Raw genomic sequence first — 22,183 nt, 5'->3', positions numbered from 1 at the left:
GGCGTGAAGCGCCTCGTCCACTGCGGCAGCCAATTGAGCCATCCGGTTCTGACATCGCAATCGTTAAACCACGTGGCGCGCTTTGGCCGATACTGCGACGTATAAATAGGGGCCTCCGGGGAACATTTCGTGAACGGCCAAAATAACCTTCTCGCCACCGCCGATCTCAGTCAGCCAGTCACAGACGATTGCCGTTTTCTGTACCTTCATACTACTATTTTACCCCAGAGACGCCGACAATACTATGCTACAGCGATAACACCGCACGAATAATGCTATAATATATCTAATGAAACGCGTATGTGTAATTGTCCCCGCCTATAACGAAGCGCCAGTTATTGCCGACGTTATCCGTCAGGCGAACAAAGCATTTGCAAAGGCAAAAGATTTTTCGATCGATATCGTGGTGATAGACGACGGCTCAAAAGACACTACTGCGATAGAGGCTGCAAAAGGTGGAGCAACTGTCGTCAACCATATTCTAAACTCTGGCGCAGGCGGCGCCACACTAACCGGGCTAGCCTACGCACGGCAAAATGGCTACGATATCGCTGCCACCATGGACGCTGACGGTCAACACGCCCCCAAAGATGTCCTAGCAGGAATCGCACAGCTCAATCGTGACAATGCCGATCTACTGATCGGCAGCCGTCTCATTAATAGCGAGGGTATGTCAAAAACTAAAATCATCGGTAACAAAGGTCTCGGTATCATTACCTATATCCTATTCGGCATCAATTCTACTGACTCACAGTCGGGTCTGCGTATTTACTCGCGTCGCGCTATAGAAATGCTCGATTGGCGAACTACTGGTTATGAATTTTGCTCTGAAATGCTATGGCGCGCCAAACAGATTGGATTAACCATCGATGAATTCCCGATCCAGGCTATCTATACCGACTATTCCAAAGGTAAAGGTCAAAACAACTGAACGGCATCAACATCGTCAAACGCCTATTCAAGCAACGATTAGTGGAGTTTTTCGAATGAGATATTTTGCCCTAATCCTGCTGAACGTACCGATTATTTTGCTAGCGTTGATTAATATAATTACGCAGTATAAACTAAAAAAAGTTAGCATAGGCCGCTTTCGCCATCAAATTATCATTTGGCTAGGTGCGCTAATCATCATTGTCGGATCATTCCCTGTCTACAATATTATGAATGGGCGCGCGCCACTCGACTCCCACGAGCTCAGCCTATTCGACATTGTCGAGATAACCGCTATCATCTTTCTGATCTACATTGTCAACAATCAACGCCAGCGCGCCGATCAAACCGAAAAGCGCCTACGCGATTTGCACCGAGAGCTCTCTATACAGCTATCAGACAAATATAAAAAATAAATGATGCGAAAGTGCATTCTGTGCGGTCCATCTATACTGAAAAACAATTAGGGCTGCTTTTCGATAATACTGAGGTGTCCTGCCTACGCCTTGTCTTAAGCTATATCACCCGTCTGAAAAATCTACTAAGTGAGTGTTTGTCTCAGAAACTAGGCTCTATATAGCTATTCGCACAGTTGATAAAAAAACTATATTGATGCTATAATAATCCCCAGTAAATAACATGCGAGGAGATAGGATGTTCAAAGGTAAGACTCTTTTAATTACGGGTGGAACAGGCTCATTTGGGAATGCTGTTTTGAAACGTTTCCTTGATACCGATATCAAGGAAATTCGCATATTCTCGCGTGACGAAAAGAAACAAGACGATATGCGCAAACATTATAACGACGACAAACTGAAGTTTTATATCGGCGATGTTCGCAATCCCGAGAGTGTCCGCGAGGCTGTCAAGGGCGTCGACTACATCTTTCACGCTGCCGCTCTCAAGCAAGTACCATCATGCGAGTTCTTCCCCATGGAAGCAGTACGCACAAATGTCGTTGGTACCGACAATCTCCTGAGCGCTGCTATCGACGCAGGAGTTAAGCGTATCGTATGCCTTTCGACTGATAAGGCTGCGTATCCGATCAATGCCATGGGCACGTCAAAGGCCATGATGGAAAAAGTCATCATCGCTAAAGCCCGCAATACTGATCCTAAACAGACCGTCATCTGCTGTACCCGCTATGGCAACGTCATGGCATCACGCGGCTCAGTCATCCCAGTCTTTGTCGAACAGATGAAGGCCGGCAAGTCAATCACTATTACCGACCCTGAAATGACTCGCTTTTTAATGAATCTTGATGAAGCAGTCGAGCTGGTCGTCTTTGCCTTCAAGCACGCCAACCAAGGGGATCTCTTCATCCAGAAGGCCCCAGCCAGCACGGTTGGTACGCTTGCCGAAGCCCTCAAAGAACTGTTCAAGTCAGACTCCAAGATCAGGGTTATTGGCACGCGTCACGGCGAAAAAGCCCATGAGACACTCATGACCCGCGAAGAAAAGGCCAAGTCAGAAGACATGGGTGACTACTATCGCATCCCAGCCGACAACCGCGACCTCAATTACGAAAAATACCTTGAGGATGGCGACAAGAAGCTGACCAACGCTGAAGAATACACCTCTCATAACACTATCCGCCTTGATGTTGACGGAACGATCAAGAAACTCCTCACCGTCGACTACGTCAAGCAAGAACTGAAGGGTAAAGTAGGGGTCCAATCATAGTGAAAGTTCTCGTTCTCGGTGGCGGCGGTATGGCCGGACATGTTATTGCAACGTGTTTGTCCGAACAGGGCCATATCGTCAACACTGTCTCAGCGAGCAATAAACTCAATGGTGCTACCACGCTTCTCGATGCTACAAACACCGCCCGCCTCCGAGAGTATCTCGAAAACAATACATTTGATATCGTCATCAACTGCATCGGCATACTTATCCAGCAGAGCGAATCACGCAAGGATCTTGCCGCCTATCTCAATAGCTACCTGCCTCACTTTCTAGAGCGCTTCTACCGAGACGAACCGACACGAGTGATACATCTTAGTACCGACTGTGTCTTCTCTGGCAAGCATGCGCCAGACCGTGAGGATTCGCCATACGACGGTGAGATCTACTACGACCGCTCCAAGGCGTTAGGCGAAATCATCAATGACAAAGATCTGACGTTCCGTATGTCTATCATCGGTCCTGATATGCAACAAAAAGGCATTGGGCTGTTCAACTGGTTCTACGCCCAGACAGGTAAAATCAATGGTTATCAGAAAGCCCTGTGGAACGGTATCACAACAATTGAGCTAGCTAAAGGAATAAACGCTGCTATAGAGCAGAAGTTGACCGGTCTTTATCACCTTGTGCCTAATACTCACATTTCAAAATATGAGCTGCTGAAGCTCTTCGTCACCGTATTTGATCGTAACGATATTACAGTCGAGCCCGAAACATCAACTGTTTCGGACAAAACACTTATTACTACCCGCACCGACTTCGACTATACCGTCCCGTCCTATGAAGTGATGCTCACAGAAATGAAACAATGGATCGAGAGCCATCAGGATTTCTATGCCCACTACCGATAAGTCTGAACGAATTCTCATCGTCGGCCAGCACTACTGGCCGGAAACATTTCGTATCACCGACATCGCAGAAGGCCTGGTAGAGCGAGGATACAAGGTAGAGGTCTTGTGCGGCACTCCAAACTATCCGGCCGGCAAGTTCTTTGAGGGGTATGGTTTTTTTAAGAAAAAGACCGAGATACGCAACGGCGTAAAGATCACACGCATCCCTGAGATACCTCGCGGCAACAATTCAAATTTCCGCATTTTCATCAACTTCATTTCCTTTCCTTTTTTTGCATTATTTTACGTACCCTTCTTTCTCTTTAAGAAGTACGACCGGGTCCTAGCCTACCAACTTTCACCGGTTTTTATGTCCCTTCCGGCGATCCTGCTGGCAAAGCTTAAGCGTAAGCCTCTTTACTTTTATGTCTGCGACTTTTGGCCACATAGCCTATTCTCAATGCTTGACATCAAGAGTCCTTTCCTGCGGAAAATTATCACTCGCTTCTCATATTGGCATTATCGCCGATCAGACGGAATTATTGGCGTCTTCAAAGGTATGCAGGAACGATTTGTTAGCGAGGTAGGGATAGCAAAGGAAAAGACACTCTACATCCCTCAGGCTCCAGAGAAAATATACGAAGCAGAAGCTCACGATAAAGAGCTCGAAAAACGGTTTGCTGCTACCTTCAATATCGTTTTTGCGGGTAACATCAACCCCGCACAATGTTTCGATATAGTAACACAAGCCGCCAAGATAGCAAAAGAAAAAGTACCGGCAGACGTTCGATACATCATCCTGGGCGACGGCATGTCACGTAAGTGGCTCGAGACGGAAGTGCACAAGCTCGGACTCGATGAGCAATTCGTATTCGAGGGGCTCAAGCCTGTCACCGAAGTACCAAAATATCAGTCAATCGCCGACGCAACTATCGTAGCATTGTCGAAAAGCCCTCTATTTGAATATGGCATTCCCGCAAAAGTATATTCCTACATGCCTGCTGGCAAACCCATCATCGCCGCTATGGATGGTGAGGGTCAACGCCTTATAAATGAGTACGCAAACTGCGGTATTTGTGTTGACTCGGGAGACATCCAAGGTCTAGCAAATGCAATAAAAAGGCTTGTCACAATGCCTGTTAAGAAAAGGAATCAAATGGGACAAAACGGTAAGAAGTACTACTTCGAGCATTTTGAGCGAGAATATAATCTTACCAGACTAATAGACTTCACTATTAATAACAGACGGACTCCCGACTCAGAATATCCGGATAATTAATCCTCTAGACATTCACCGTATTGATAACTTATAATAAATCTATGGACAAACTACTAATAGCAGCTTACGTATTGACCACCGCAGGCGGTCTCGTCCTTCTCAAACTAGGAACGAATGGCTCTGGCTTTTTATCAATTGTTGACGGCAAGCTTGTTTGGAATCTGGGCATCCTAGCTATGCTAGGAATACTGACGTACGGAATAAGTTTCTTGCTTTACATCATTCTTGTCTCCAAATTTAGCCTGGGATACATAGTCCCTCTAACAACAGCTCTTGTATATATTCTAGTATTTATTGCATCTTATTTCATATTCAAAGAAGATTTTACCTCAATGAAAATAGTAGCTATTGCAATGATTATTGGTGGGGTCATTCTTCTAAATACCACGCCAACCCCAGAGACAGCGACTCCTAGGTCAGTAGAACGCTCGACTCAATCTAAATAAGATCGCACGACAGGAATTTCCATTAATGATATAATTAATGAGCATATGCGTAAAATTATCTCTTCGCCAGCTATTGTATTCTCGATCATTGCTGTTTTTTTGGTAGTCTTATTATTGTACTGACTCCCCCCATTCGCTGGAGGGGATGAAGAAGCTCACTTCGTCCGAGCATATGGTATATCGCGTGGGCAACTCACAGTGAAACGTTACGAGGAAGTACAAATACCTCAAAGCTATCGAAAGACCATCGGCTGCATACAGACCTCAAAACCGATTCCTGGCCAACTTTACAAATACGACTCGACCACATACGGAAGCAATAAAGCCGAATCCCTAAAGTGCGCTTTTGCACTGCCATTAGATAGGGCGAACTCTGAGGGCGTTATTACTACCGCTTCAAGCTATTCACCCACCACCTATATACCACAAACAGTGGCTATTCTCATTGGTAAAGTATTCAATATGCCTATAGTTGCCATGCTGTACATGATGCGCATATCTGTCATGATTGCATATATTGCAATGATAGTTGTAGCTATAAAACTATTGCCCGTTAGAAAATGGGCGCTCGTTGGTATCGCCCTGCTTCCATACTCAATATCCCACTTTGCAAATCCTGGTGGCGACTATATGCTATACGGTGCTATATCTATCTTCATTGCAGTTATCGTACGCAGTATGTATTTGGCTCCTGCACAGCTCAAAAAACAGAGTAAGTGGTTACTTGCAATTGCATCTCTTGCTGCGATTATGATGGTTCTTCCCAAGGGAATGATACCTGGCATATTATTTTTACCGCTATTTTGGTTTTATGGGGCAAGAAAAATACATCTGGCAAAAGGCTACCGTCATAGCCTTGGCGGCAGTGATTGCAGTACTGTGGCAAAAGGCAGTAGGGAGTGACGTTATGGAGAAGCCAGACTCTGCACCTATCGCTATATTAACTTTTCCGTTCGCATTTATAAAAACGATGTTCTACGGCTGGATAGGTTACGATTTTCTATATAATGGCAGCGGAGGAGGTGGGGCGGCGGCTATTCCATCAGTTATTGTCACCCTCGTCAACGCGATGATTATAATGTATCTATTTGTCGGCTATGCCAAAGACACAACGAAGCTCAATATGAGTAATCTATGGCGCAAATTATTTGGTTGGTCAAGCATCGCAGTTGCGTCATTGGTTGTAGTAGCCAGCTTTGCGGCCATACACATAGCCGCATCATATATGCAAAACGGTGATAATATCATCAGGGGTGTTCAGATACGATACTATTACCCGGCCTTGTTTATGCTTGCTGCTATTCCATTTGCCCGTGTGTTTATTACAAAAGAAATAATATTTAGAAATGTCGTTATTATTGGCTCTTGCCTATCTCTCGCAGCTACAGTGTTTGTTATCCTTCTCAACTACCAATGGGGAATGTTTGGCGGCCTGCTCGGCTAAGTTTACTTCCCTAGTCTAGATAGCTCACGCCGAACACGACGTGCAGCCCTCTTTATAAATTGTCTTTGTCGCGGGGGCACATAGGGGGCTACTTTATGAGCTACTTTACGCACCAAACTAGATCCTCTGTCGGAACGTTTATTCGCAAGCTCGTTTTTTTCGATCAGCGCATTCATTCGACGCTTATATTCGCTTAATTTTAACAAGGTATAGCTCGCATAATCACCTCGAACGATTGATTCGAATTGCTGTTTGTCAAATTCACTACCCGCATGCTCCTCCTCGAGATTATAGGTAGTGATCAGCTCGGCTAAACTATCGAATACTTTCCTGTGTGCAGCAGCATTTTCTCTACCACCTCTAGACTATAGAGCATGTGTGCAACTAGTCCTCGTCGAAATGCGTGCATAATAGAGCTGTCTTTCGTAAGCTCCTTTGCGACCAATATGTCATGCATACCTGCAAAGGCCTTTGTGAAATCTAGTGCCTTACTATCATCTATAGTGCCCATCGCAGAGTAGTTGTTAACGAAATCGTTTCTATAGAAATATATACGATCCTCAATAATATACACTCCGCTAGAGAGCATGATCGCCTCGAATACGAACAGTGTATCCTCGCAAATACGAATGTTCTCGTCGAATCGTAGTTTATGTTTGTCCAGGAATGTTTTGCTGTACAGCTTTGCAAAAGGCGAGTTGATGCTCGTCATAACGTGGTACAGTGCGTCTTTATCGCCCTGATCGTAGGTGAAATTCTTGTGTACGGGCAGAGTATGAGGCTGATAATCAAAATAATAGCCAGCTGTATGATAGTCATATATTCCGCCGATATAAATATCCGACTTTTGTCCGTCTCTGTCTGCAGCCTGGATGAGCCTCTCGACTGCAAATGGCTCTAGAAAATCATCGCTGTCGACGAACATCACATATCTGCCAATAGCGATGTCTAATCCGTGATTTCGAGCAGCCGATACGCCGCGATTCTCCTGGGTAACTACTCTCACCCTATAGTCACGTTTTGCAAATAGATCACATATCTCAGCTGTTCGATCAGTTGAACCATCATTGATCAAAATTATTTCCAAATTAAAGTACGTCTGGTTGATAATTGATCCGAGACTCTGCTCCAAAAAATTTTCGGCATTATACACGGGCACAATTATCGAGACAGTTGGCGAAGTCTTTTTGTAGTTAAAAAATCCTTCAATGTTACCGGCGCGCTCGATTTCATCCATAATAACCTTGTGTTCGTTCCAATAGCGATGGTGTCGGCTCGCCGTGATGATACCCTCTAACCTGTCGTTGAATACCTTTTTATCATTGGCGGTCAGGGGGTCCTGATTGAGATTATATGCTCTACTGAGACTGATAATGTAGTGTAGACCAAACCAATAAGCTATCTCATTGGCATATTTTTTGCCAAATCTTTCTAGACGCTTGTCGTGAACCTCTGCTAAATATTCGAATCTAGTCAGTGGCTTGCCATTATAAAAATTCACGTATTCTTTGTCATTCTGTCCCATAATAGAATCTGGTCGCTGACGATAATAGAGCAGGCGATTATCAACGATAGCCAGAGGTGTCTTTAGGTCAGAATAGTACATCATCGACATGAATTCGTCTTCGTTTGTCCTATAGTTTGAAAAATCCCAGTCAATCAACGAGATGAGTCGACGACTAAACAATTTTGCCCATGCAGTTTGCATGAAAAAATACTCGTCCGGACGACCATCGAGCAAATACATATCAATTGTTGACTTTAGAGCTTTCGTATACGTCGATAATTTCTTGTCATCGCGTTCATAGGTATCTACAAAATATTTATATCCGCACATTGCTATTTCTGAGCTATGCTTTTTTGCCGCTTCTAGCAAATAAGCAACGTAATGTGGATCGATCACATCATCACTATCAACAAAGGTGATCCATTCCCCCGTACTCACCTCAAAACCGCTCTTGCGAGCCATATTTAGCCCAGCGTTTTTCTTGTGCACGACTTTGATCCGCTGGTCTTTTTGGCGAACTCATCGCACATCTTTCCGGATGAGTCTGTAGCGCCGTCGTCCACCAAAATAATCTCTAGGTTATGATATGTCTGGCCCATTACGCTCTCGACACACTCCCGCAGAAACTTCTCAACATTATAAATAGGGAGAATAACCGACACTACATCCTTGTTTGGCATTACCTACCTCACCATGCTTTTTTAGTTTGCGCTTGACGTTTGATAGAAACTTCAACCCAGAAACTTTGATCGAGTTCATTGACTCTAGTCTCCACCGCAAATCTTTGATGTCACCTGCTACGTCGATACTTCGCAGTTCTACTTCTCGATCAAACCCTACCTTGTCATACATCATCTCTTCGACATGTTTTGTCAGCAATCGCTTGTTTTTACCCGAGAAATCTTCGTGTATTTCTTCGTAATATTTAGCAGCCTGTGTATTTCGTAGATAGCGATACTGTTTCTCGTATTTGTTGAATATACCTTTGGCCTTCATAAAATTCTCGATTTCTTTGAATACGAACAGTAGATCCTGTAACACTCTATCTTTCTTTTCTACATTAGCGTTTTTCGCCGTAATTGATCCATCGTTTATCAGGTAATAATAAAAGGCAAACTCTGCACGCGCTAGCTTGTTACAATAGTAAAACAAGTGGACATTAAATAATATATCCTCACCCATTAAAACATGTCGATCGATATCCTTTAGGTCTTTCATAGCAGCATCTATAACAGACTTATGATACAACTTGCCACAAACCTCCCAGAAAAAATTGCCTTTTCGCAACAACTCAGACAGCGCCGCATTTTTGCCCTCTATAACCTCGTCATAACTAATACTTTTTACTAGATTAGGCAGGTGTTTCGATTGATTCTTTTCCTCATACCGCATCGTCTCGTTCAAAACGATATCGGCTCCGGTTTCGATCGCCCGACGAACTAGTTTTTCGACGTAATCGATACAAATTGCATCGTCTCCATCGATATTTATAATGTAGTCGCCCGTTACCTGTTCCATGCCTTTGATTCGCGCACGAAACAGTCCCACATTTTCCTTTAGATTGATAAATTTAATGTTTTTATGCTTGGTTTGATACGTTTTCACGATTTCCGCTATGTTGCCTGGACTTGCGTCGCTCACTACGATAACTTCGATGTTTTTGTATGTCTGATTTAATATACTATCGAGACATACGGGCATATACTTTTCAACATTGTAGACAGGGACAATAATAGATACAAGTGGGAATTTTGTCATACCCTATATGATAGCATAGGCCTAGTTATTGCGCCACTCGGATCTCAGTATTTGATAAATCTATAATACTTATGTTATAATAGCACTATAGGATATAATAAAGGTAAAGGGCACTGGTATTATGCGCATTCAACAGAAAAAATCACCAAAAAAAGCTCTCTTAATTGCCGGCATCGCTGTTTTGATCCTCGGCGGAGGTGTTTATGCCTACTACGCCACCCGTCCGTCAGACGATAAACGTTCGGCTGAGACGAGTAATAATGATACTCCAAAAACAAATGATGAGACGGATAAAACGAATGACAAAACTACACCGACCACTCTAGGAGAAGACGGAAAAGACACCCCTAAACAATACGAAGGCGATAGCCCAAACACGAGCAACTCTCTGACTGGCGTCATTAACTATAAATCTGTTGTTGATGGTAATTTAACGCTACGTGTCACCATTGATCAATCCCTCACGTCTGGAACATGTAGTCTAAAATTAACCTCGGCCGGAAAAACGGTGACGAGAAGTGCCTCTATTATCACAAATCCATCATCATCGACCTGTGAGGGCTTCTCCGTACCCGTCTCCGAACTATCTAGTGGACAGTGGGCCATCGAAATAACTGTAACGAGCGGAAACCGAACCGGCACCTTTAAAGACAGGGTGACTATCTAGGAGAACGAGAATGATACTACGGATCAGACACAATAATAATACACCGAGGACTATCGTCACGACTGCATTTGTCGTTATTGGATTAGCCTTTGGCGTCTGGTCGTATCTGCAGCTCCAGCGCCCTGCCGATGCTGCAGATCTACGCAACTTTGACCCGAGTAATATCATGTCTGATTCCGTGATGAGCAACAAAAACAGCATGACCGAAGCCCAGATCCAGACATTCCTGAGAGTAAAAACCCCTGTAATAATACAAACATTAGCAAAGCTAGCCAATACCACAAGGTAAAGGATGGTCGATTCGTCTGCATGTTCGAAGATACCTTTGATGGTGAATCTGCTGCCCATATCATCTGGCAAGCCGCACAGGACTACAGTATCAACCCTCAGGTAATCATTGTTCTACTGCAAAAAGAACAGGGCCTGATCACCGACACATGGCCAAACAGCATTCAGTATCGTTCGGCTACGGGCTATGGATGTCCCGGCACAGCAGCTTGCGACACCCAGTATTACGGCCTAAAGAACCAGATACGGCAAGCCGCAAACCTCTTTCGCAATGTTCTCAATGGCGGCTGGAGCAACTACCCAGTCGGCGAGAACTATGTTCAGTACCATCCAGACCGCAATCGTTGTGGTGGATCTACTATCAATATCAAAAACCGTGCAACCTCAGCCCTCTATCGCTACACGCCGTACCAGCCTAATCAGTCAGCGCTCAATGCTGGGTATGGCACCGGCGATAGCTGTGGCGCCTACGGTAACAGAAATTTCTGGCTATATTTCACCGATTGGTTCGGTGATCCAACAAGCGGCATCTACCTAGATATCACCAAAGCGACTGGGGAAATAAACACATTATACTCTCAGCAGAAACTTCAAATGGGTAGTCCTAGCGGTACAGTAAAGTTAGAATATGACGCTGCCCCCAGAGTTTGGCAGAGTTACGATAAAGGCGTAGTTATATGGACCATTGAATATGGAGCCCGCTTCGTCCCCTACTCTTCCACATATCAGCGATGGCAAGAACTCGGAGGAAGTGTCGGGAGGCTGGGTGTCCCAAGCTCACTCGCAATACGTGAAGATAGCGATGGCAGAATTTGGCAGCAGTTTAAAAATGGGCTCGTTATATATACTCAAGATGCAGGTGGGTGGGAAATCGTTCCAGGTCCAATCGGTGACAAGTGGTATTCTACAGGAGGAAGTCTAGGTCCCCTTAAACAACCCATATCCACCGTTACAGTCACAAACTCCGGCAACAGACAGCAGCTGTTTAAAAATGGAATAGTGGTCAGACAAGACGCAAATAGCCCTGCTCACACAATAGTTGGAAATGTTTACGAAGCCTGGTTGAACTATCGACAGGAAGTCGGAATACCTACGACAGATACTGTCGTTGAACCCTCTGGTCACACATGGCAATCGTTTGACAAGGGGTTGATAGTTCAAGCTCCCAATGGCTCCGCCTGGCCTATCCTTTATGGTAACTTTTACACTAAATGGCAGTCGCTTGGAGGTAGTTTCGGAGTACTTGGTCGACCCACATCAAACCAAACCTCGGAAGAAGACGGTCGGTCATGGCAATTCTACGAAAAAGGACTCGTCGTAAGAAAGTCTGAAAACTCTAGCCCACACGAGATACTCTTTGGTCCAATCTACGACAGATGGCAGCAAATAGGAGGGTCGACGGGGCTATTGGGAGTACCACAAGGAACGTACGGCACCGCAGACGACGGTCGGTCATGGCAATATTTCGAAAATGGTGTTATTATACACAGCCATACAACCGGAGCATGGGAGATCGAGGGTAATTTTTATGGCTATTGGCAAGAGCAAGGAGGTAGCTTGGGGCGCCTCGGTAAACCTATTGGTCAAAAATACATAAACGGTGACAATTCTCGCTCTCAATCATTCGAGAAAGGCAAAGTTGTCTGGCGACCTACTTCTGGGTGGTCTGTGGAATAGTTTTTGGATTCTTCTTGTAATTTTCTATTAGCTCAATGTCCTTCAAGTCTTTACTAGCTGAGTCAGGGTCTTTGGTGACTCTTGTTCTTTTCATTGATTCAACAAGGTCAAGTTTTAATATTTTACAACCAGCATAATAGAAAAAATTGTTTGGGTCAGTTATCATCTCCTCTACAGACAGCGGATAATACCCTGTATACTTCCCGTCGTGGCGTTCGACGCCATTAATACGAGAGGAAAGTTCTTCGCAAATACTTATATAATCAACGTCTGCCGCATTGCGCAGACCGAAGAAATCCATTACTGCACTTGAATCTATACAAAATCTATCTTTATCAATAAAACCTTTCGGTAGAGCTTTTGTATTGATCAAATAGGTTAAGTATGCTCGGACTAAACGAATAGTATCGCCTAAGTGTCTCGACTGTACCTTCGTGGAAAAACATCCGGGCAACAATATTAACTTCATCGTAAGTGTCTGTCATGTGTATAGAATTCTTATCAACCCCCCACACGTTGCGTAGATACTCCTTTTCACGAACCCGCTCCTGCATACTCATGTTACTTTCAATTATATAGACGTGGAGATTGCCTTTTCCGCTAAAACACCATTCTGCCTTATTCGAGACACCCCGAGAGCCCTCATAATTCCACTCTTCGCCGTAATAAAGTTGTCGAACAACACTCTCCCCGTCTAGCTCATTATGCTTAAATACTTTTTGATTAACTACTTTCCCAATCCTTTTGAGATGCTGGTCCGCCTCGCGTCTATGCCCTTTCGCGGCAGGAAATATGATGACTGCAAACAATTTCTCAGGGCACAACGAAACATACTCACGAGTCATTGCATCGAGATATTTCTCCCCTAATAAAAACTCTGGTTTTTCTGATAGTTTACCTCTAAAAAAATCGGCACCCCAGGATCGTTCCTTTTCTTGCTTCTCCTCAATAACATTCACTAGGTTTCCCGTAACAATCGCAGCTACTCGATGCCCCCCATTCCTAAGCATACCGTTTGCTTGATTAACAACGACAGGGCTGTCTGCGTAATTCATCCTGCCACAAAGATAGCTATCAATTATTCCAATGTAACTATTCTTAAAATCCTCGTATGTTTCTTTATTAGGCTCATCCTCATAAAAATTATTCCAGGAACGTAGGTGCTCTTTGTATACAGCTGCTGGCCAACGCGAGGATACTCCTTCAACATATGCTCGTGCGAAGAGTGTCTTGGCTGCAATATCCAGCCTATCGGCATTAACAACAAAACGAGCATCGCGTATAACATGCCCCCTGTCCCTAGCTTCTAAAACCCTTTTGAAACTCGGCGTTCCTGGGTTTCGTTTTCGAACACCGATACCCCGCAAAAAAGACCAACCATTCTCCTTATAATATCTCCACAGGTAAACAGCATCGTGCACACGAATCATTCTATGGAAAACTCCTCGTTTGGCCTCCAGTGAACGTCCCATTCGGATTGTCGGCTAGCATTGTCTATATCAAAAGATGCTACATTTCCAAATAGGGCATATTCTTCCGTTCTGTCTGATTTCTTAACCGACACCCTGAGAGTGAAAATTCCGCTTGGAAAAATATTTTGAAGCTTTAGCTTAATATGTACGGGGTCATCCTTTTTAAAATTAGATACACACCCTATCTTTTCATCAGAGGAGAAACGATACACCTGCTCACCTGTGTCTCGATCGATAAATACGGATACTATGGCATCATCTATGTCTTTTTTCGGTGTTAATAGAATATCAATATTGATATTATCATCATCTCGCCGACACGATGCCTTAATCAACATTGGCGATCCTGTCTCTTTGCGTCTATCGCGAGAATCGTTAGTTATGATATCATCGTTCCCACTATCGCCTAAATTACTATTGATTTCCCTGTATAGCTGCGCTATCTCGGCTGCATTCCCCTGAACAAGATCACTCCTTATCAATCAGAGCAGCTTTGTTGCAAAATCGCTGCACAGACTCCATAGAGTGTGTAACAAGGATAACGGTCTTCTTGTTTTTCTTTAGTTCGGCAAAATAATTGAAACATTTTCGCTGAAACTCCTCATCTCCCACCGCCAAGACCTCGTCAAGCACTAAAATGTCAGCCTCTGCCTTGATCGCGATAGAGAACGCCAATCGAACCTGCATGACACTGGAATAGTTTTTGAGCTTTTGATCCATAAACTCTTTCAACTCGGCAAATTCTACGATGTCTTCGTACATAGCGGACATTTCCTCGTGTGAGAATCCTAGCAGGGCACCGTTCAAATAGATATTTTCTCGACCCGTCAGTTCGGGATTAAATCCGACACCTAGCTCGATAAACGGCACCAGTTTGCCATTAACGATAATTTTTCCAGAATCGGGTTCGTAAATCTGCGAAATGAGTTTTAATAGTGTTGATTTTCCCGAACCATTCCTACCGACAATGCCAAAAAAATCACCTTTTTCAACATTAAACGATATATTTTTTAGAACATGCTGTTTTTATAGCCTTTGACACCCCTCGCAGCATTAATAACCATCTGTTTTATGCCGTTAGACTTCTCTGTCGGGAGACGAAAACTCTTGCTCACGTTTCTTATTTGCAGTGCGTATTTCGGCTCGCTCATTACATAATCTCCGCAAATTTTTTGCTATTTTTTCTAAAATATATCGCTCCAACTACTACGATAACTATCGTCAAAATAACAGGAGTGATTGCTATCCATATAGTAGGCTGAATATCCCAAGCCGTCGGCACATTGACTGGAGAAATCAAATTATGTCGGATATCCTGTATGATCTGTCCTATTGGGTTTAACATAATGATATTTTGTGCCGCAATGCCCATAACACGAAAATCTGCAACTTGGGTCAGTGGATAAATAATAGGTATCGAATAAAACAATATTTGTATCACAACATCCCAGATATGTCCTATATCACGGAATTTGACATACAGAGTCGAGAGTAGCAGTGCGAGTCCGAACGCCAGCATAAATAGCTGCAGAATATTTATCGGTAGTAATAGTATATATGGAGTCAATTTCACTCCGCTAAACAACATAAATACTACGACGACTGCTAGATTGATCGTGAGGCTTATCATGGCGCTCGCCATCGAGGAGAGGATAATGATATATTTTGGAAAGTTAATCTTGCGCAAAATATCACCCCTAGACACGATAGATTGCATGCCAACATTAGTTGCCTCTGTAAAAAACTCCATAGCGATATACCGAGAAGGAGAACTAGCGGGTAGGTACTGGTTCCATCGGTAAATCTGAGGAATTTTACAAACACCGTATACATCACTGTGAAAAGTAGCAGTGGCTTTAACACCGACCACAAGATACCGAGAAACGAACCCTGATAGCGTAGCTTGAAATCGGTCTTTACCAACTCATACAAAAGCACACGATTCTTCTTGTCTAACAGTCCACTTTTTACCATACTTACTCTTAATTATACCACGATGATGATATACTCATACTATGAATAAACCGCTCGTTAGCGTCATTATCCCAGTTTGGAATACTGGAGCTTCCGTATGCAATATGACCGACGCCATTCTGGGCCAATCGTTCAGGGATTTTGAGCTCATCCTAGTTGACGATGGATCAACAGATAATACATTGTCAGTTCTCCGAAAAATAGAGAAGGTCGATTCGCGAGTTAGAGTTTTTACAAAACCAAATGGCGGACCATCGAGTGCACGAAACCTAGGGCTAGAAAAGGCGGGCGGGAAATACATCCAATTCTATGATGCCGATGACAGTATAGCGCAAGACGCATTGCAAATCGTTGTTACTGCGATCAAAAAATCGAAAAGTGATCTGACTGTTTCTGGTTGGAGTATTGATTTACTGGGTAAACGGAAACGCATAGATAACTATAAACATATATCGCCCAAGAGAGAGTTGGTATCAAATAACCTCGAGGCCTATGTTTTACGCTCGCTCGGTACCAATGGGATGCTCTATAATTTATGGAATAAGCTCTTTCGAGCTGATATTATTCGGGAGCATCATCTACGTTTTCGCGAAGATCTTAGTTTTGGTGAAGATCTCATCTTTGCACTTCATTATTTCTCGCACATATCGCATCTCGAGGTTATCTCTGATATAACCTATCATTATCACGAAAGTAGTGCCGGAACATTTGGAAAATCAGCACTAAATACGACATTTCGCCAGATCAATTCAGAGGAGCTCGCTGCATTTGCGAGTAACAATAAAACTCCAGAGATCAATGATTTATTTCATTGGATTGAGTGGAGATGGTTACTCTCGTACTGGCTCCTCGTTACCCGGAGTCACAGGTCATATCGCCAGAAAATTGTGAGTTTGAAAAAAACCTAGGCGGTGAATATATAGTAGCTAAAACTACTCGGTTTATAGGGATAAAAAAAAAGTTCTAATGGAGCGTAGCGCCGCCATATGTTGCGGCACCTACCACACCTCATTTATGGGATTATGTCGTTAGCGGTAGCATTAAAACATTTTCGAACCTGGGTAAAATCCTTGTGATGTTGCTAGAGGCTATAGTGATATAATATTGTCATGATAAAACTAATCACCATTATCATTCCCGCCTACAACGAGGAAAAATCGCTGCCGTTCATGTTTAAACGTTTAGCGAACCTAGTGGCAAATAACAAAAACTATCGTTTTGAATTTTTGTTTATTAACGATGGTAGTCGTGATCAGACATTAGCAATCCTAGAGCACGAATCCTCCGCCAACCCACAAGTATCCTATTTGAATTTTTCGCGAAACTTTGGCAAGGAAATTGCGGTGGCTGCCGGACTCGATCACGCCAGTGGTGATGCTGTAGTGATCATGGATGCCGACGGCCAGGAGCCGCCCGAACTCATCCCCGAGATGATCAAATGGTGGGAAAAGGGCTATGATGATGTCTACGCCAGGCGCACCCATCGTACCGAAGGTTTTGTAAAGAAGTTCTTTTCCAAACTCTACTATCGCACGCTACAAAAAATGACTCGGGTGGAGATCCAGCTCGATACTGGTGATTTTCGCCTCTTTTCGCGCCGTTGTGTTGACGCATTGAAACAGATCCGTGAAGCCTCGCGTCAAAACAAAGCGTTATTTAGCTGGGTGGGGTACAAGAAAAAGGAAATTACTTTTGATCAAGGTGAACGATCGGCTGGTACAACCAAATGGAAATATGGCATCTTGTCACCAGGCAACTCGCTCATCAATCTAGCCATCGATGGATTTACCTCTTTTACCACTATTCCGCTACGATTTGTGTCGCTATTTGGTGTTCTCATCAGCCTTGCTGCCTTTATTTACATACTAGTCATATTGATACAGGCTGCGCTAGGGTTGCCTCGAACCGGTGGGTTTAATACATTAATTATTCTCGTCCTATTCCTAGGCGGTGTGCAGTTGGTTAGTTTAGGTATTATCGGTGAATATATCGGTCGGATCTTTATCGAGACCAAAAACCGACCCCTCTATTTAATCGAGAAACTACATAAAGGTGCCGTAACAAAGGAGTCTAACAGTGAGCGACCAGCCAAACCAAACTACAAAACCAGCCGTCAGTAAAAAACCGCTAAAATTCGTCGTTATTGGTGTGGCGAATACTGTTTTGGATTTTGCAATCATGAATACCTTGGTGCTATTCGGGGTAAACGCCATAGTCGCAAACACTATATCAACCGGCATTGCCATGACATTTAGCTTTATCATGAACAAAAAATGGACATTTGATTCAAAATCAAAGAACTACGTCCGTGAAATCGTTCTATTTTTCGTCTTTACTCTGTTTGGTCTATGGGTGATTCAAAACGGCATTATTTGGTTACTCGTACATCATGCGCCACATTTCGGATTAGGCGATGGACTGTTTCTAAATGTTGCCAAACTAATCGCTAGTCCAGTGTCGCTGACTTGGAATTATCTGACCTATGATCGACGTAGAGAGTTGTGAGTAATCAGCCAACACCTTGTGCACAACACGACGCTCAGCCGGATTCATTGGTCGTAAATTCATTGGTTCACCGCTAGCCAAGACTTCATGAGCCCATTTTTCAGCCTGTTCGGCAATTCGATCATTGTGGCGACGTTTGTAATCAGCCACGTCGACATTGACACGGGTTAGTTCGGCATTTTTCTGAATCAGGGTCGAGCGAACGAGGAATTGCAGGCTACGCAACGTATCGCCGTTTTTCCCGATTAATAGGTTGCTGAGATAAGTATTCGGCACGTTGATCTCGATCACATCCTCGTCGGCCGTAGCATAAACATCGACATTGATACCAAAAAACGACAAGGTGTCCTCGACGTATTTCTTGGCAAACAGTATTGATTCTTCTCTATTCATGGTGTCCTCCTTATTTCGCTTTTATACGCCTAACCACCGTCGCACCACCGGAAGGTTCCGGGGTATCGGTGAGGGATTTTTTGTTTTTGGAGGGTTTGACTTTTATAATTTCTGCTTCGCGGACTTTTTTGTCAGAGGTTTTACGGCTCGGTTCGTTAGCTATTTTAATCATTTCTTCGTCATCCTTTTTCAGGACTATGCCTTGCTGGATCACCGCAACCAGTGACGTCGTAGCGTAATAAAGCATGACAGCAGCCGGCAGAGCGAGACCAACCATAAATGTCATAACTGGGAATAGATAGATCATCTTGCCGGTGGTCGCAGCCATCATCTCGGCCTGGTCAACCTCTTTGCCAGCTGCGCTATCACGAAACATTTCGCGTAGCTTCTTTTTCTCGCTAGGTTGCGGCATGACCTGTTTACTCTGCCAGAACTGTAATCCGGCGGCTAGAATCGCAATAACGAGCGCTGGAGCGTAACTACCGGCCGTTTTCGTTAGATCAATGAGGCCAAACAAATGGGTCGAACCGCCCGCTAATAACTCCGGAATCCTACCAAATCCGTCGAGAAATGGATAAATAAAGGTGTCGGGCGACGTGTGATTAACGGCGTTGTATTGAGCGCCAGTGAAAAGCTGTACCACACGGAAAATTGCGAAAAAGATTGGTAGCTGGATAATGAGGACTAATATTGAGCTAAACGGTTTGATACCGCGCTCGCGGTAGAGCTCCATCATCATCTGGCTCTCTAACATACGATTGCCTTTGGTCTTTTTCTTTATCTGTTTAAGCTCGGGTTGGATCGATCGCATCAATTTAGTTTGATGAAGCTGTTTTTTCACCAGTGGCCACAGCAGTAGTCGCACTAGGATGGTCATGATGATAATCGCCACGCCAAAATCAGCCACAAAATTATAAATGAGGGCTAACAGGTTGAAAATAGGCTGCGTTAATAAACGATCAAAGATACTCATGTCAACCATCATACCATCTACAGCGACAAAAGACTAGTTATTCTCAGTTATTCGTGGATCTTGGTGGACTTCAAGCCAGCACTATTTAATAGTGGCAAGATTTCAATCGTCAGTTCGTCGTGCGACATATCTAGCACTTCACCAGAATAAACACTGATCACCGCGTCTATTGCCGCGGCGTCTATCAGTAGTGGCCGGGCGCTCTCGTAAATCCGGCGGCGGATGCGGTTGCGTTTGACGGCGCTCTTGAATACCTTTTTACTAACCACAACCGACAGCCGTGGATGGCGGCGGCGCTTGTTTTCAGTCCATTTAATAGCCAGATGGCGATTACGTTCGCTCTGGCCGTGTTGAAAAACATATTTCAAACTATTGTGGCCGTGAAAGCGAAATTTTTGAGAAATCATACTATATAGTATACGATAAAAAAATCGCCCGGGAGTCTTTGGGGCGATTTTCAGTTGACCTAGATAGCTACTTTGGCGCGCTGTTTAATACGGCGGCGCTTTAGAACGATTTGGCCAGCTCGAGTTGACATACGTGCGCGAAAGCCGTGAACACGGGCTCGGCGACGAGTCTTTGGTTGATAGGTTCTCTTTGGCATAACGAGAGTATTGTATCAGATAAGGGTGTTTTCATCAACCTCCAGCGCTTTGCTTCGCGATTCCCGTGGTTTGGCTGAATAACTTTTCCACAGATATTTAATTGTTATCCACTATTTTACAGAGGAAGCACATTGACTGTGGAAAATTATAGCTCTGTTTGTAATAGTTGTTTAACTTTTGCCACAGTTTGTCTAGGGTTGTGGAAAACTATTCACATCTGGTATATTGGATGTTAGGAAAGGTATGTATTTTTGTGGAGAGTAATCAGAATAAAATTTGGGAGATAATATTAGGCGAGGTTGAACTATCAGTTCCTCCCGCCACCTTTAAAACGTGGTTCGAAAAAGCCTCCCTACTGAGTGTTGATGATCAGCATGTTTCTATTTTGGTTAATAATATTTTCGCAAAAGGTCAGTTTGAGACAAAATACGATGCCAAAATCAAGCAAATTCTAGTAGATAACGGATTCTCCAAACCGACCATTGAATATATCGTGAATAATAAAAAGGTTATTCGTAACGAGGCTGTGATACAAATCGATGAGCCGACCGTTTCGGTTACTAGCGGACCCATCTCTGGAAATCGCAAAACTGGTCTCAATCCGCGTTACCGATTCGATAATTTCATTGTTGGCACCTGCAACGACCTGGCGCATGCTGCCGCCCAGGCCGCCGCTAGTATGCCGGGGCAAAAATATAATCCGATCTTTATCTATGGCGGATCTGGCCTCGGTAAAACCCACCTAATTCAGGCGATTGGCAATGAGATTATCGCGGCTCACCCAGAAAAACGGGTGTTATACGTACCAACCGAAACGTTTGTAAATGAGTTTATTGATCATGTTCGGTACAAAAAGAACCGGGATTTTTCAAAGAAGTATCGCGAGGTTGATGTCTTGATTGTTGATGATATTCAATTTATCGCTGGCAAAAAGTCCAACCAAGAGGAATTCTTTAATACTTTTAATGCCCTCCATCAAACTGACCGTCAAGTGGTTATTAGTGCTGATCGACCGCCATCTGAAATACCAGATCTGGCTGATCGTTTACGTAGTCGATTTCAGATGGGTATGGCAATTGATGTTGGTTTGCCGGATTTTGAGACGCGTTGTGCTATCCTAAAAACCAAGGCGACGCTAGCTAATAGTAATTTACCGGACGACACTATTAGTTTTTTGGCCGACGCGGTGCGAACTAATATTCGTGAACTAGAGGGTGCACTCAATCAGGTGCTCGCCTACTGCGAAATGCGCGGCGAGGAACCAACTGTTGAGTTAGCTGAGGGGTTGCTCGGTAATATTAAATCGTCGCGACCCAAACACATTACTGCCCGCCAGGTGGTTGATAAAACCGCTAGCTATTTTGATCTAAAGGTTGACGAGATGCGCAGCCCAGCTAGAGATCGCCACATTGCCGAGCCGAGACAAATGGCGATGTATCTACTGCGTAGTGAGTTAAAGATGAGCTTTCCGAAAATTGCGCGTGAACTAGGACGCAAAGATCATACCACTGCTATTCATTCGGTTGAAAAAATCGAACGAGAGATTAAACTCAATACCCGCGTCCGCCAACAAGTATCAGATCTTCGGGAGGCCCTATATGCTTAAGGTTATGCTTAAAAATCTGTGTAAAAACTGTGATTTAGTCGTCGATACTTTTGGTAAAACCTGCCAAAAACTATTCACAATCTCCAAACAACGGGTTGTGGGTTTTATTCTTTTGTGGACAACACTCGAAAAATCCCAGCTTTTTC

24 protein-coding genes and 4 pseudogenes are annotated in these 22,183 nt (G+C 43.9%); 15 read left to right on the top strand and 13 right to left on the bottom strand.

Annotation, left to right across the window (positions count from 1 at the left end):
* Window positions 1–63: 63 nt before the first annotated feature.
* On the bottom strand, window positions 64–210 hold the full coding sequence (locus tag IPL44_01375) for a hypothetical protein (protein QQS17674.1): 147 nt from the start codon (window positions 208–210) through the stop codon (window positions 64–66).
* 79 nt (window positions 211–289) lie between these two features.
* On the opposite strand from IPL44_01375, the gene IPL44_01370 reads away from it, so the two are divergent.
* The 8 genes and pseudogenes from IPL44_01370 to IPL44_01335 all read left to right on the top strand — a co-directional run bounded on the left by IPL44_01370 (window position 290) and on the right by IPL44_01335 (window position 6,612).
* The gene (locus IPL44_01370) at window positions 290–931 is read left to right on the top strand and encodes a glycosyltransferase family 2 protein (GenBank protein ID QQS17673.1); all 642 of its coding nucleotides are present in this window, start codon (window positions 290–292) and stop codon (window positions 929–931) included.
* A gap of 55 nt (window positions 932–986) precedes the next feature.
* Window positions 987–1,346: a hypothetical protein gene (locus tag IPL44_01365; protein QQS17672.1), complete on the top strand. Its 360-nt coding sequence runs from the start codon at window positions 987–989 to the stop codon at window positions 1,344–1,346.
* A 238-nt stretch (window positions 1,347–1,584) separates the two neighbouring features.
* On the top strand, window positions 1,585–2,613 hold the full coding sequence (locus IPL44_01360; GenBank protein ID QQS17671.1) for a polysaccharide biosynthesis protein: 1,029 nt from the start codon (window positions 1,585–1,587) through the stop codon (window positions 2,611–2,613).
* Window positions 2,613–3,464, top strand: coding sequence for a sugar nucleotide-binding protein (locus tag IPL44_01355; GenBank protein QQS17670.1), 852 nt, complete (start codon window positions 2,613–2,615; stop codon window positions 3,462–3,464). The genes IPL44_01360 and IPL44_01355 overlap by 1 nt, the downstream gene beginning before the upstream one ends.
* A complete protein-coding gene (locus IPL44_01350) occupies window positions 3,448–4,722 on the top strand; it encodes a glycosyltransferase family 4 protein (GenBank protein QQS17669.1) in 1,275 nt (424 codons plus the stop codon). Before IPL44_01355 ends, IPL44_01350 begins: the two co-directional genes overlap by 17 nt.
* Window positions 4,723–4,763: 41 nt before the next feature.
* A complete protein-coding gene (locus tag IPL44_01345; protein QQS17668.1) occupies window positions 4,764–5,168 on the top strand; it encodes an EamA family transporter in 405 nt (134 codons plus the stop codon).
* Between the two features lie 126 nt (window positions 5,169–5,294).
* A pseudogene (locus tag IPL44_01340) lies at window positions 5,295–6,071 on the top strand (DUF2142 domain-containing protein).
* Complete coding sequence (locus tag IPL44_01335; GenBank protein QQS17667.1) at window positions 5,980–6,612, top strand: hypothetical protein; 633 nt, start codon at window positions 5,980–5,982, stop codon at window positions 6,610–6,612. The pseudogene IPL44_01340 and the gene IPL44_01335 overlap by 92 nt, the downstream one beginning before the upstream one ends.
* A 310-nt stretch (window positions 6,613–6,922) precedes the next feature.
* Here IPL44_01335 and IPL44_01330 read toward each other — a convergent pair whose 3' ends face one another.
* The 3 genes and pseudogenes from IPL44_01330 to IPL44_01320 form a co-directional block, all read right to left on the bottom strand.
* Window positions 6,923–8,449: a glycosyltransferase family 2 protein gene (locus IPL44_01330; protein QQS17796.1), complete on the bottom strand. Its 1,527-nt coding sequence runs from the start codon at window positions 8,447–8,449 to the stop codon at window positions 6,923–6,925.
* A 60-nt stretch (window positions 8,450–8,509) separates the two neighbouring features.
* Window positions 8,510–8,799, bottom strand: a pseudogene (locus IPL44_01325) (glycosyltransferase).
* Window positions 8,756–9,877, bottom strand: coding sequence for a glycosyltransferase family 2 protein (locus tag IPL44_01320; GenBank protein ID QQS17666.1), 1,122 nt, complete (start codon window positions 9,875–9,877; stop codon window positions 8,756–8,758). The pseudogene IPL44_01325 and the gene IPL44_01320 overlap by 44 nt, the downstream one beginning before the upstream one ends.
* 121 nt (window positions 9,878–9,998) lie before the next feature.
* On the opposite strand from IPL44_01320, the gene IPL44_01315 reads away from it, so the two are divergent.
* From IPL44_01315 to IPL44_01305, 3 genes are read left to right on the top strand one after another with little or no spacing between them, the layout of a single operon-like run.
* Window positions 9,999–10,544 carry a hypothetical protein gene (locus tag IPL44_01315; GenBank protein ID QQS17665.1) on the top strand — a complete coding sequence of 182 codons (546 nt, stop codon included), beginning with the start codon at window positions 9,999–10,001 and terminating at the stop codon, window positions 10,542–10,544.
* Window positions 10,545–10,554: 10 nt separating this feature from the next.
* Complete coding sequence (locus tag IPL44_01310) at window positions 10,555–10,833, top strand: hypothetical protein (GenBank protein ID QQS17664.1); 279 nt, start codon at window positions 10,555–10,557, stop codon at window positions 10,831–10,833.
* 20 nt (window positions 10,834–10,853) lie between these two features.
* Entirely contained in the window at window positions 10,854–12,509 is a 1,656-nt protein-coding gene (locus IPL44_01305; protein ID QQS17663.1) for a hypothetical protein, read from the top strand.
* Here IPL44_01305 and IPL44_01300 read toward each other — a convergent pair.
* The 5 genes and pseudogenes from IPL44_01300 to IPL44_01280 form a co-directional block, all read right to left on the bottom strand.
* On the bottom strand, window positions 12,484–12,882 hold the full coding sequence (locus IPL44_01300; GenBank protein QQS17662.1) for a hypothetical protein: 399 nt from the start codon (window positions 12,880–12,882) through the stop codon (window positions 12,484–12,486). The genes IPL44_01305 and IPL44_01300 overlap by 26 nt on opposite strands.
* Window positions 12,845–13,930: a hypothetical protein gene (locus tag IPL44_01295; GenBank protein ID QQS17661.1), complete on the bottom strand. Its 1,086-nt coding sequence runs from the start codon at window positions 13,928–13,930 to the stop codon at window positions 12,845–12,847. The genes IPL44_01300 and IPL44_01295 overlap by 38 nt, the downstream gene beginning before the upstream one ends.
* Before the next feature lie 5 nt (window positions 13,931–13,935).
* The gene (locus IPL44_01290; protein QQS17660.1) at window positions 13,936–14,319 is read right to left on the bottom strand and encodes a hypothetical protein; all 384 of its coding nucleotides are present in this window, start codon (window positions 14,317–14,319) and stop codon (window positions 13,936–13,938) included.
* 130 nt (window positions 14,320–14,449) lie between these two features.
* A pseudogene (locus IPL44_01285) lies at window positions 14,450–15,132 on the bottom strand (ABC transporter ATP-binding protein).
* Window positions 15,132–15,955, bottom strand: a pseudogene (locus tag IPL44_01280) (ABC transporter permease). Before IPL44_01280 ends, IPL44_01285 begins: the two co-directional pseudogenes overlap by 1 nt.
* 41 nt (window positions 15,956–15,996) lie before the next feature.
* Between IPL44_01280 and IPL44_01275 the strand changes: the two are divergent.
* The 3 genes from IPL44_01275 (at window position 15,997) to IPL44_01265 (ending at window position 18,460) form a co-directional block, all read left to right on the top strand.
* On the top strand, window positions 15,997–16,863 hold the full coding sequence (locus tag IPL44_01275) for a glycosyltransferase family 2 protein (GenBank protein QQS17659.1): 867 nt from the start codon (window positions 15,997–15,999) through the stop codon (window positions 16,861–16,863).
* Window positions 16,864–17,067: 204 nt separating this feature from the next.
* Window positions 17,068–18,075: a glycosyltransferase family 2 protein gene (locus IPL44_01270; GenBank protein ID QQS17795.1), complete on the top strand. Its 1,008-nt coding sequence runs from the start codon at window positions 17,068–17,070 to the stop codon at window positions 18,073–18,075.
* Window positions 18,032–18,460: a GtrA family protein gene (locus tag IPL44_01265; GenBank protein ID QQS17658.1), complete on the top strand. Its 429-nt coding sequence runs from the start codon at window positions 18,032–18,034 to the stop codon at window positions 18,458–18,460. The genes IPL44_01270 and IPL44_01265 overlap by 44 nt, the downstream gene beginning before the upstream one ends.
* Here IPL44_01265 and IPL44_01260 read toward each other — a convergent pair.
* Genes IPL44_01260 through rpmH form a run of 4 tightly spaced genes read right to left on the bottom strand, consistent with a single transcriptional unit; the run spans window position 18,395 to window position 20,430 of the window.
* Window positions 18,395–18,853, bottom strand: coding sequence for a single-stranded DNA-binding protein (locus tag IPL44_01260; protein QQS17657.1), 459 nt, complete (start codon window positions 18,851–18,853; stop codon window positions 18,395–18,397). The two genes, IPL44_01265 and IPL44_01260, sit on opposite strands and share 66 nt — an antisense overlap.
* Window positions 18,854–18,863: 10 nt before the next feature.
* Window positions 18,864–19,826, bottom strand: coding sequence for a membrane protein insertase YidC (locus IPL44_01255; protein ID QQS17656.1), 963 nt, complete (start codon window positions 19,824–19,826; stop codon window positions 18,864–18,866).
* A gap of 47 nt (window positions 19,827–19,873) precedes the next feature.
* On the bottom strand, window positions 19,874–20,233 hold the full coding sequence (gene rnpA / locus IPL44_01250) for a ribonuclease P protein component (protein ID QQS17655.1): 360 nt from the start codon (window positions 20,231–20,233) through the stop codon (window positions 19,874–19,876).
* Window positions 20,234–20,292: 59 nt separating this feature from the next.
* Window positions 20,293–20,430 carry a 50S ribosomal protein L34 gene (gene rpmH / locus IPL44_01245; GenBank protein QQS17654.1) on the bottom strand — a complete coding sequence of 46 codons (138 nt, stop codon included), beginning with the start codon at window positions 20,428–20,430 and terminating at the stop codon, window positions 20,293–20,295.
* 230 nt (window positions 20,431–20,660) lie between these two features.
* Here rpmH and dnaA point away from each other — a divergent pair, with 230 nt between their 5' ends.
* Window positions 20,661–22,037, top strand: coding sequence for a chromosomal replication initiator protein DnaA (gene dnaA / locus IPL44_01240; protein ID QQS17653.1), 1,377 nt, complete (start codon window positions 20,661–20,663; stop codon window positions 22,035–22,037).
* Window positions 22,038–22,183 lie beyond the last annotated feature (146 nt).

Source organism: Candidatus Saccharibacteria bacterium (genome assembly GCA_016699895.1).
Lineage (GTDB): Bacteria > Patescibacteriota > Saccharimonadia > Saccharimonadales > Saccharimonadaceae.
Note: the sequence above shows the minus strand (reverse complement) of the source record. Positions and strands in the feature narration are given on the sequence as shown.

Bases quoted from the DNA above. Each gene is read 5' to 3' on its own strand.
- IPL44_01375 (QQS17674.1), bottom strand. From the start codon at position 210: ATGAAGGTACAGAAAACGGCAATCGTCTGTGACTGGCTGACTGAGATC.
- IPL44_01370 (QQS17673.1), top strand. From the start codon at position 290: ATGAAACGCGTATGTGTAATTGTCCCCGCCTATAACGAAGCGCCAGTT.
- IPL44_01365 (QQS17672.1), top strand. From the start codon at position 987: ATGAGATATTTTGCCCTAATCCTGCTGAACGTACCGATTATTTTGCTA.
- IPL44_01360 (QQS17671.1), top strand. From the start codon at position 1,585: ATGTTCAAAGGTAAGACTCTTTTAATTACGGGTGGAACAGGCTCATTT.
- IPL44_01350 (QQS17669.1), top strand. From the start codon at position 3,448: ATGCCCACTACCGATAAGTCTGAACGAATTCTCATCGTCGGCCAGCAC.
- IPL44_01345 (QQS17668.1), top strand. From the start codon at position 4,764: ATGGACAAACTACTAATAGCAGCTTACGTATTGACCACCGCAGGCGGT.
- IPL44_01335 (QQS17667.1), top strand. From the start codon at position 5,980: ATGGGGCAAGAAAAATACATCTGGCAAAAGGCTACCGTCATAGCCTTG.
- IPL44_01330 (QQS17796.1), bottom strand. From the start codon at position 8,449: ATGTGCGGATATAAATATTTTGTAGATACCTATGAACGCGATGACAAG.
- IPL44_01320 (QQS17666.1), bottom strand. From the start codon at position 9,877: ATGACAAAATTCCCACTTGTATCTATTATTGTCCCTGTCTACAATGTT.
- IPL44_01315 (QQS17665.1), top strand. From the start codon at position 9,999: ATGCGCATTCAACAGAAAAAATCACCAAAAAAAGCTCTCTTAATTGCC.
- IPL44_01310 (QQS17664.1), top strand. From the start codon at position 10,555: ATGATACTACGGATCAGACACAATAATAATACACCGAGGACTATCGTC.
- IPL44_01305 (QQS17663.1), top strand. From the start codon at position 10,854: ATGTTCGAAGATACCTTTGATGGTGAATCTGCTGCCCATATCATCTGG.
- IPL44_01290 (QQS17660.1), bottom strand. From the start codon at position 14,319: ATGTTGATTAAGGCATCGTGTCGGCGAGATGATGATAATATCAATATT.
- IPL44_01275 (QQS17659.1), top strand. From the start codon at position 15,997: ATGAATAAACCGCTCGTTAGCGTCATTATCCCAGTTTGGAATACTGGA.
- IPL44_01260 (QQS17657.1), bottom strand. From the start codon at position 18,853: ATGAATAGAGAAGAATCAATACTGTTTGCCAAGAAATACGTCGAGGAC.
- IPL44_01255 (QQS17656.1), bottom strand. From the start codon at position 19,826: ATGAGTATCTTTGATCGTTTATTAACGCAGCCTATTTTCAACCTGTTA.
- rnpA (QQS17655.1), bottom strand. From the start codon at position 20,233: ATGATTTCTCAAAAATTTCGCTTTCACGGCCACAATAGTTTGAAATAT.
- rpmH (QQS17654.1), bottom strand. From the start codon at position 20,430: ATGCCAAAGAGAACCTATCAACCAAAGACTCGTCGCCGAGCCCGTGTT.
- dnaA (QQS17653.1), top strand. From the start codon at position 20,661: ATGTTAGGAAAGGTATGTATTTTTGTGGAGAGTAATCAGAATAAAATT.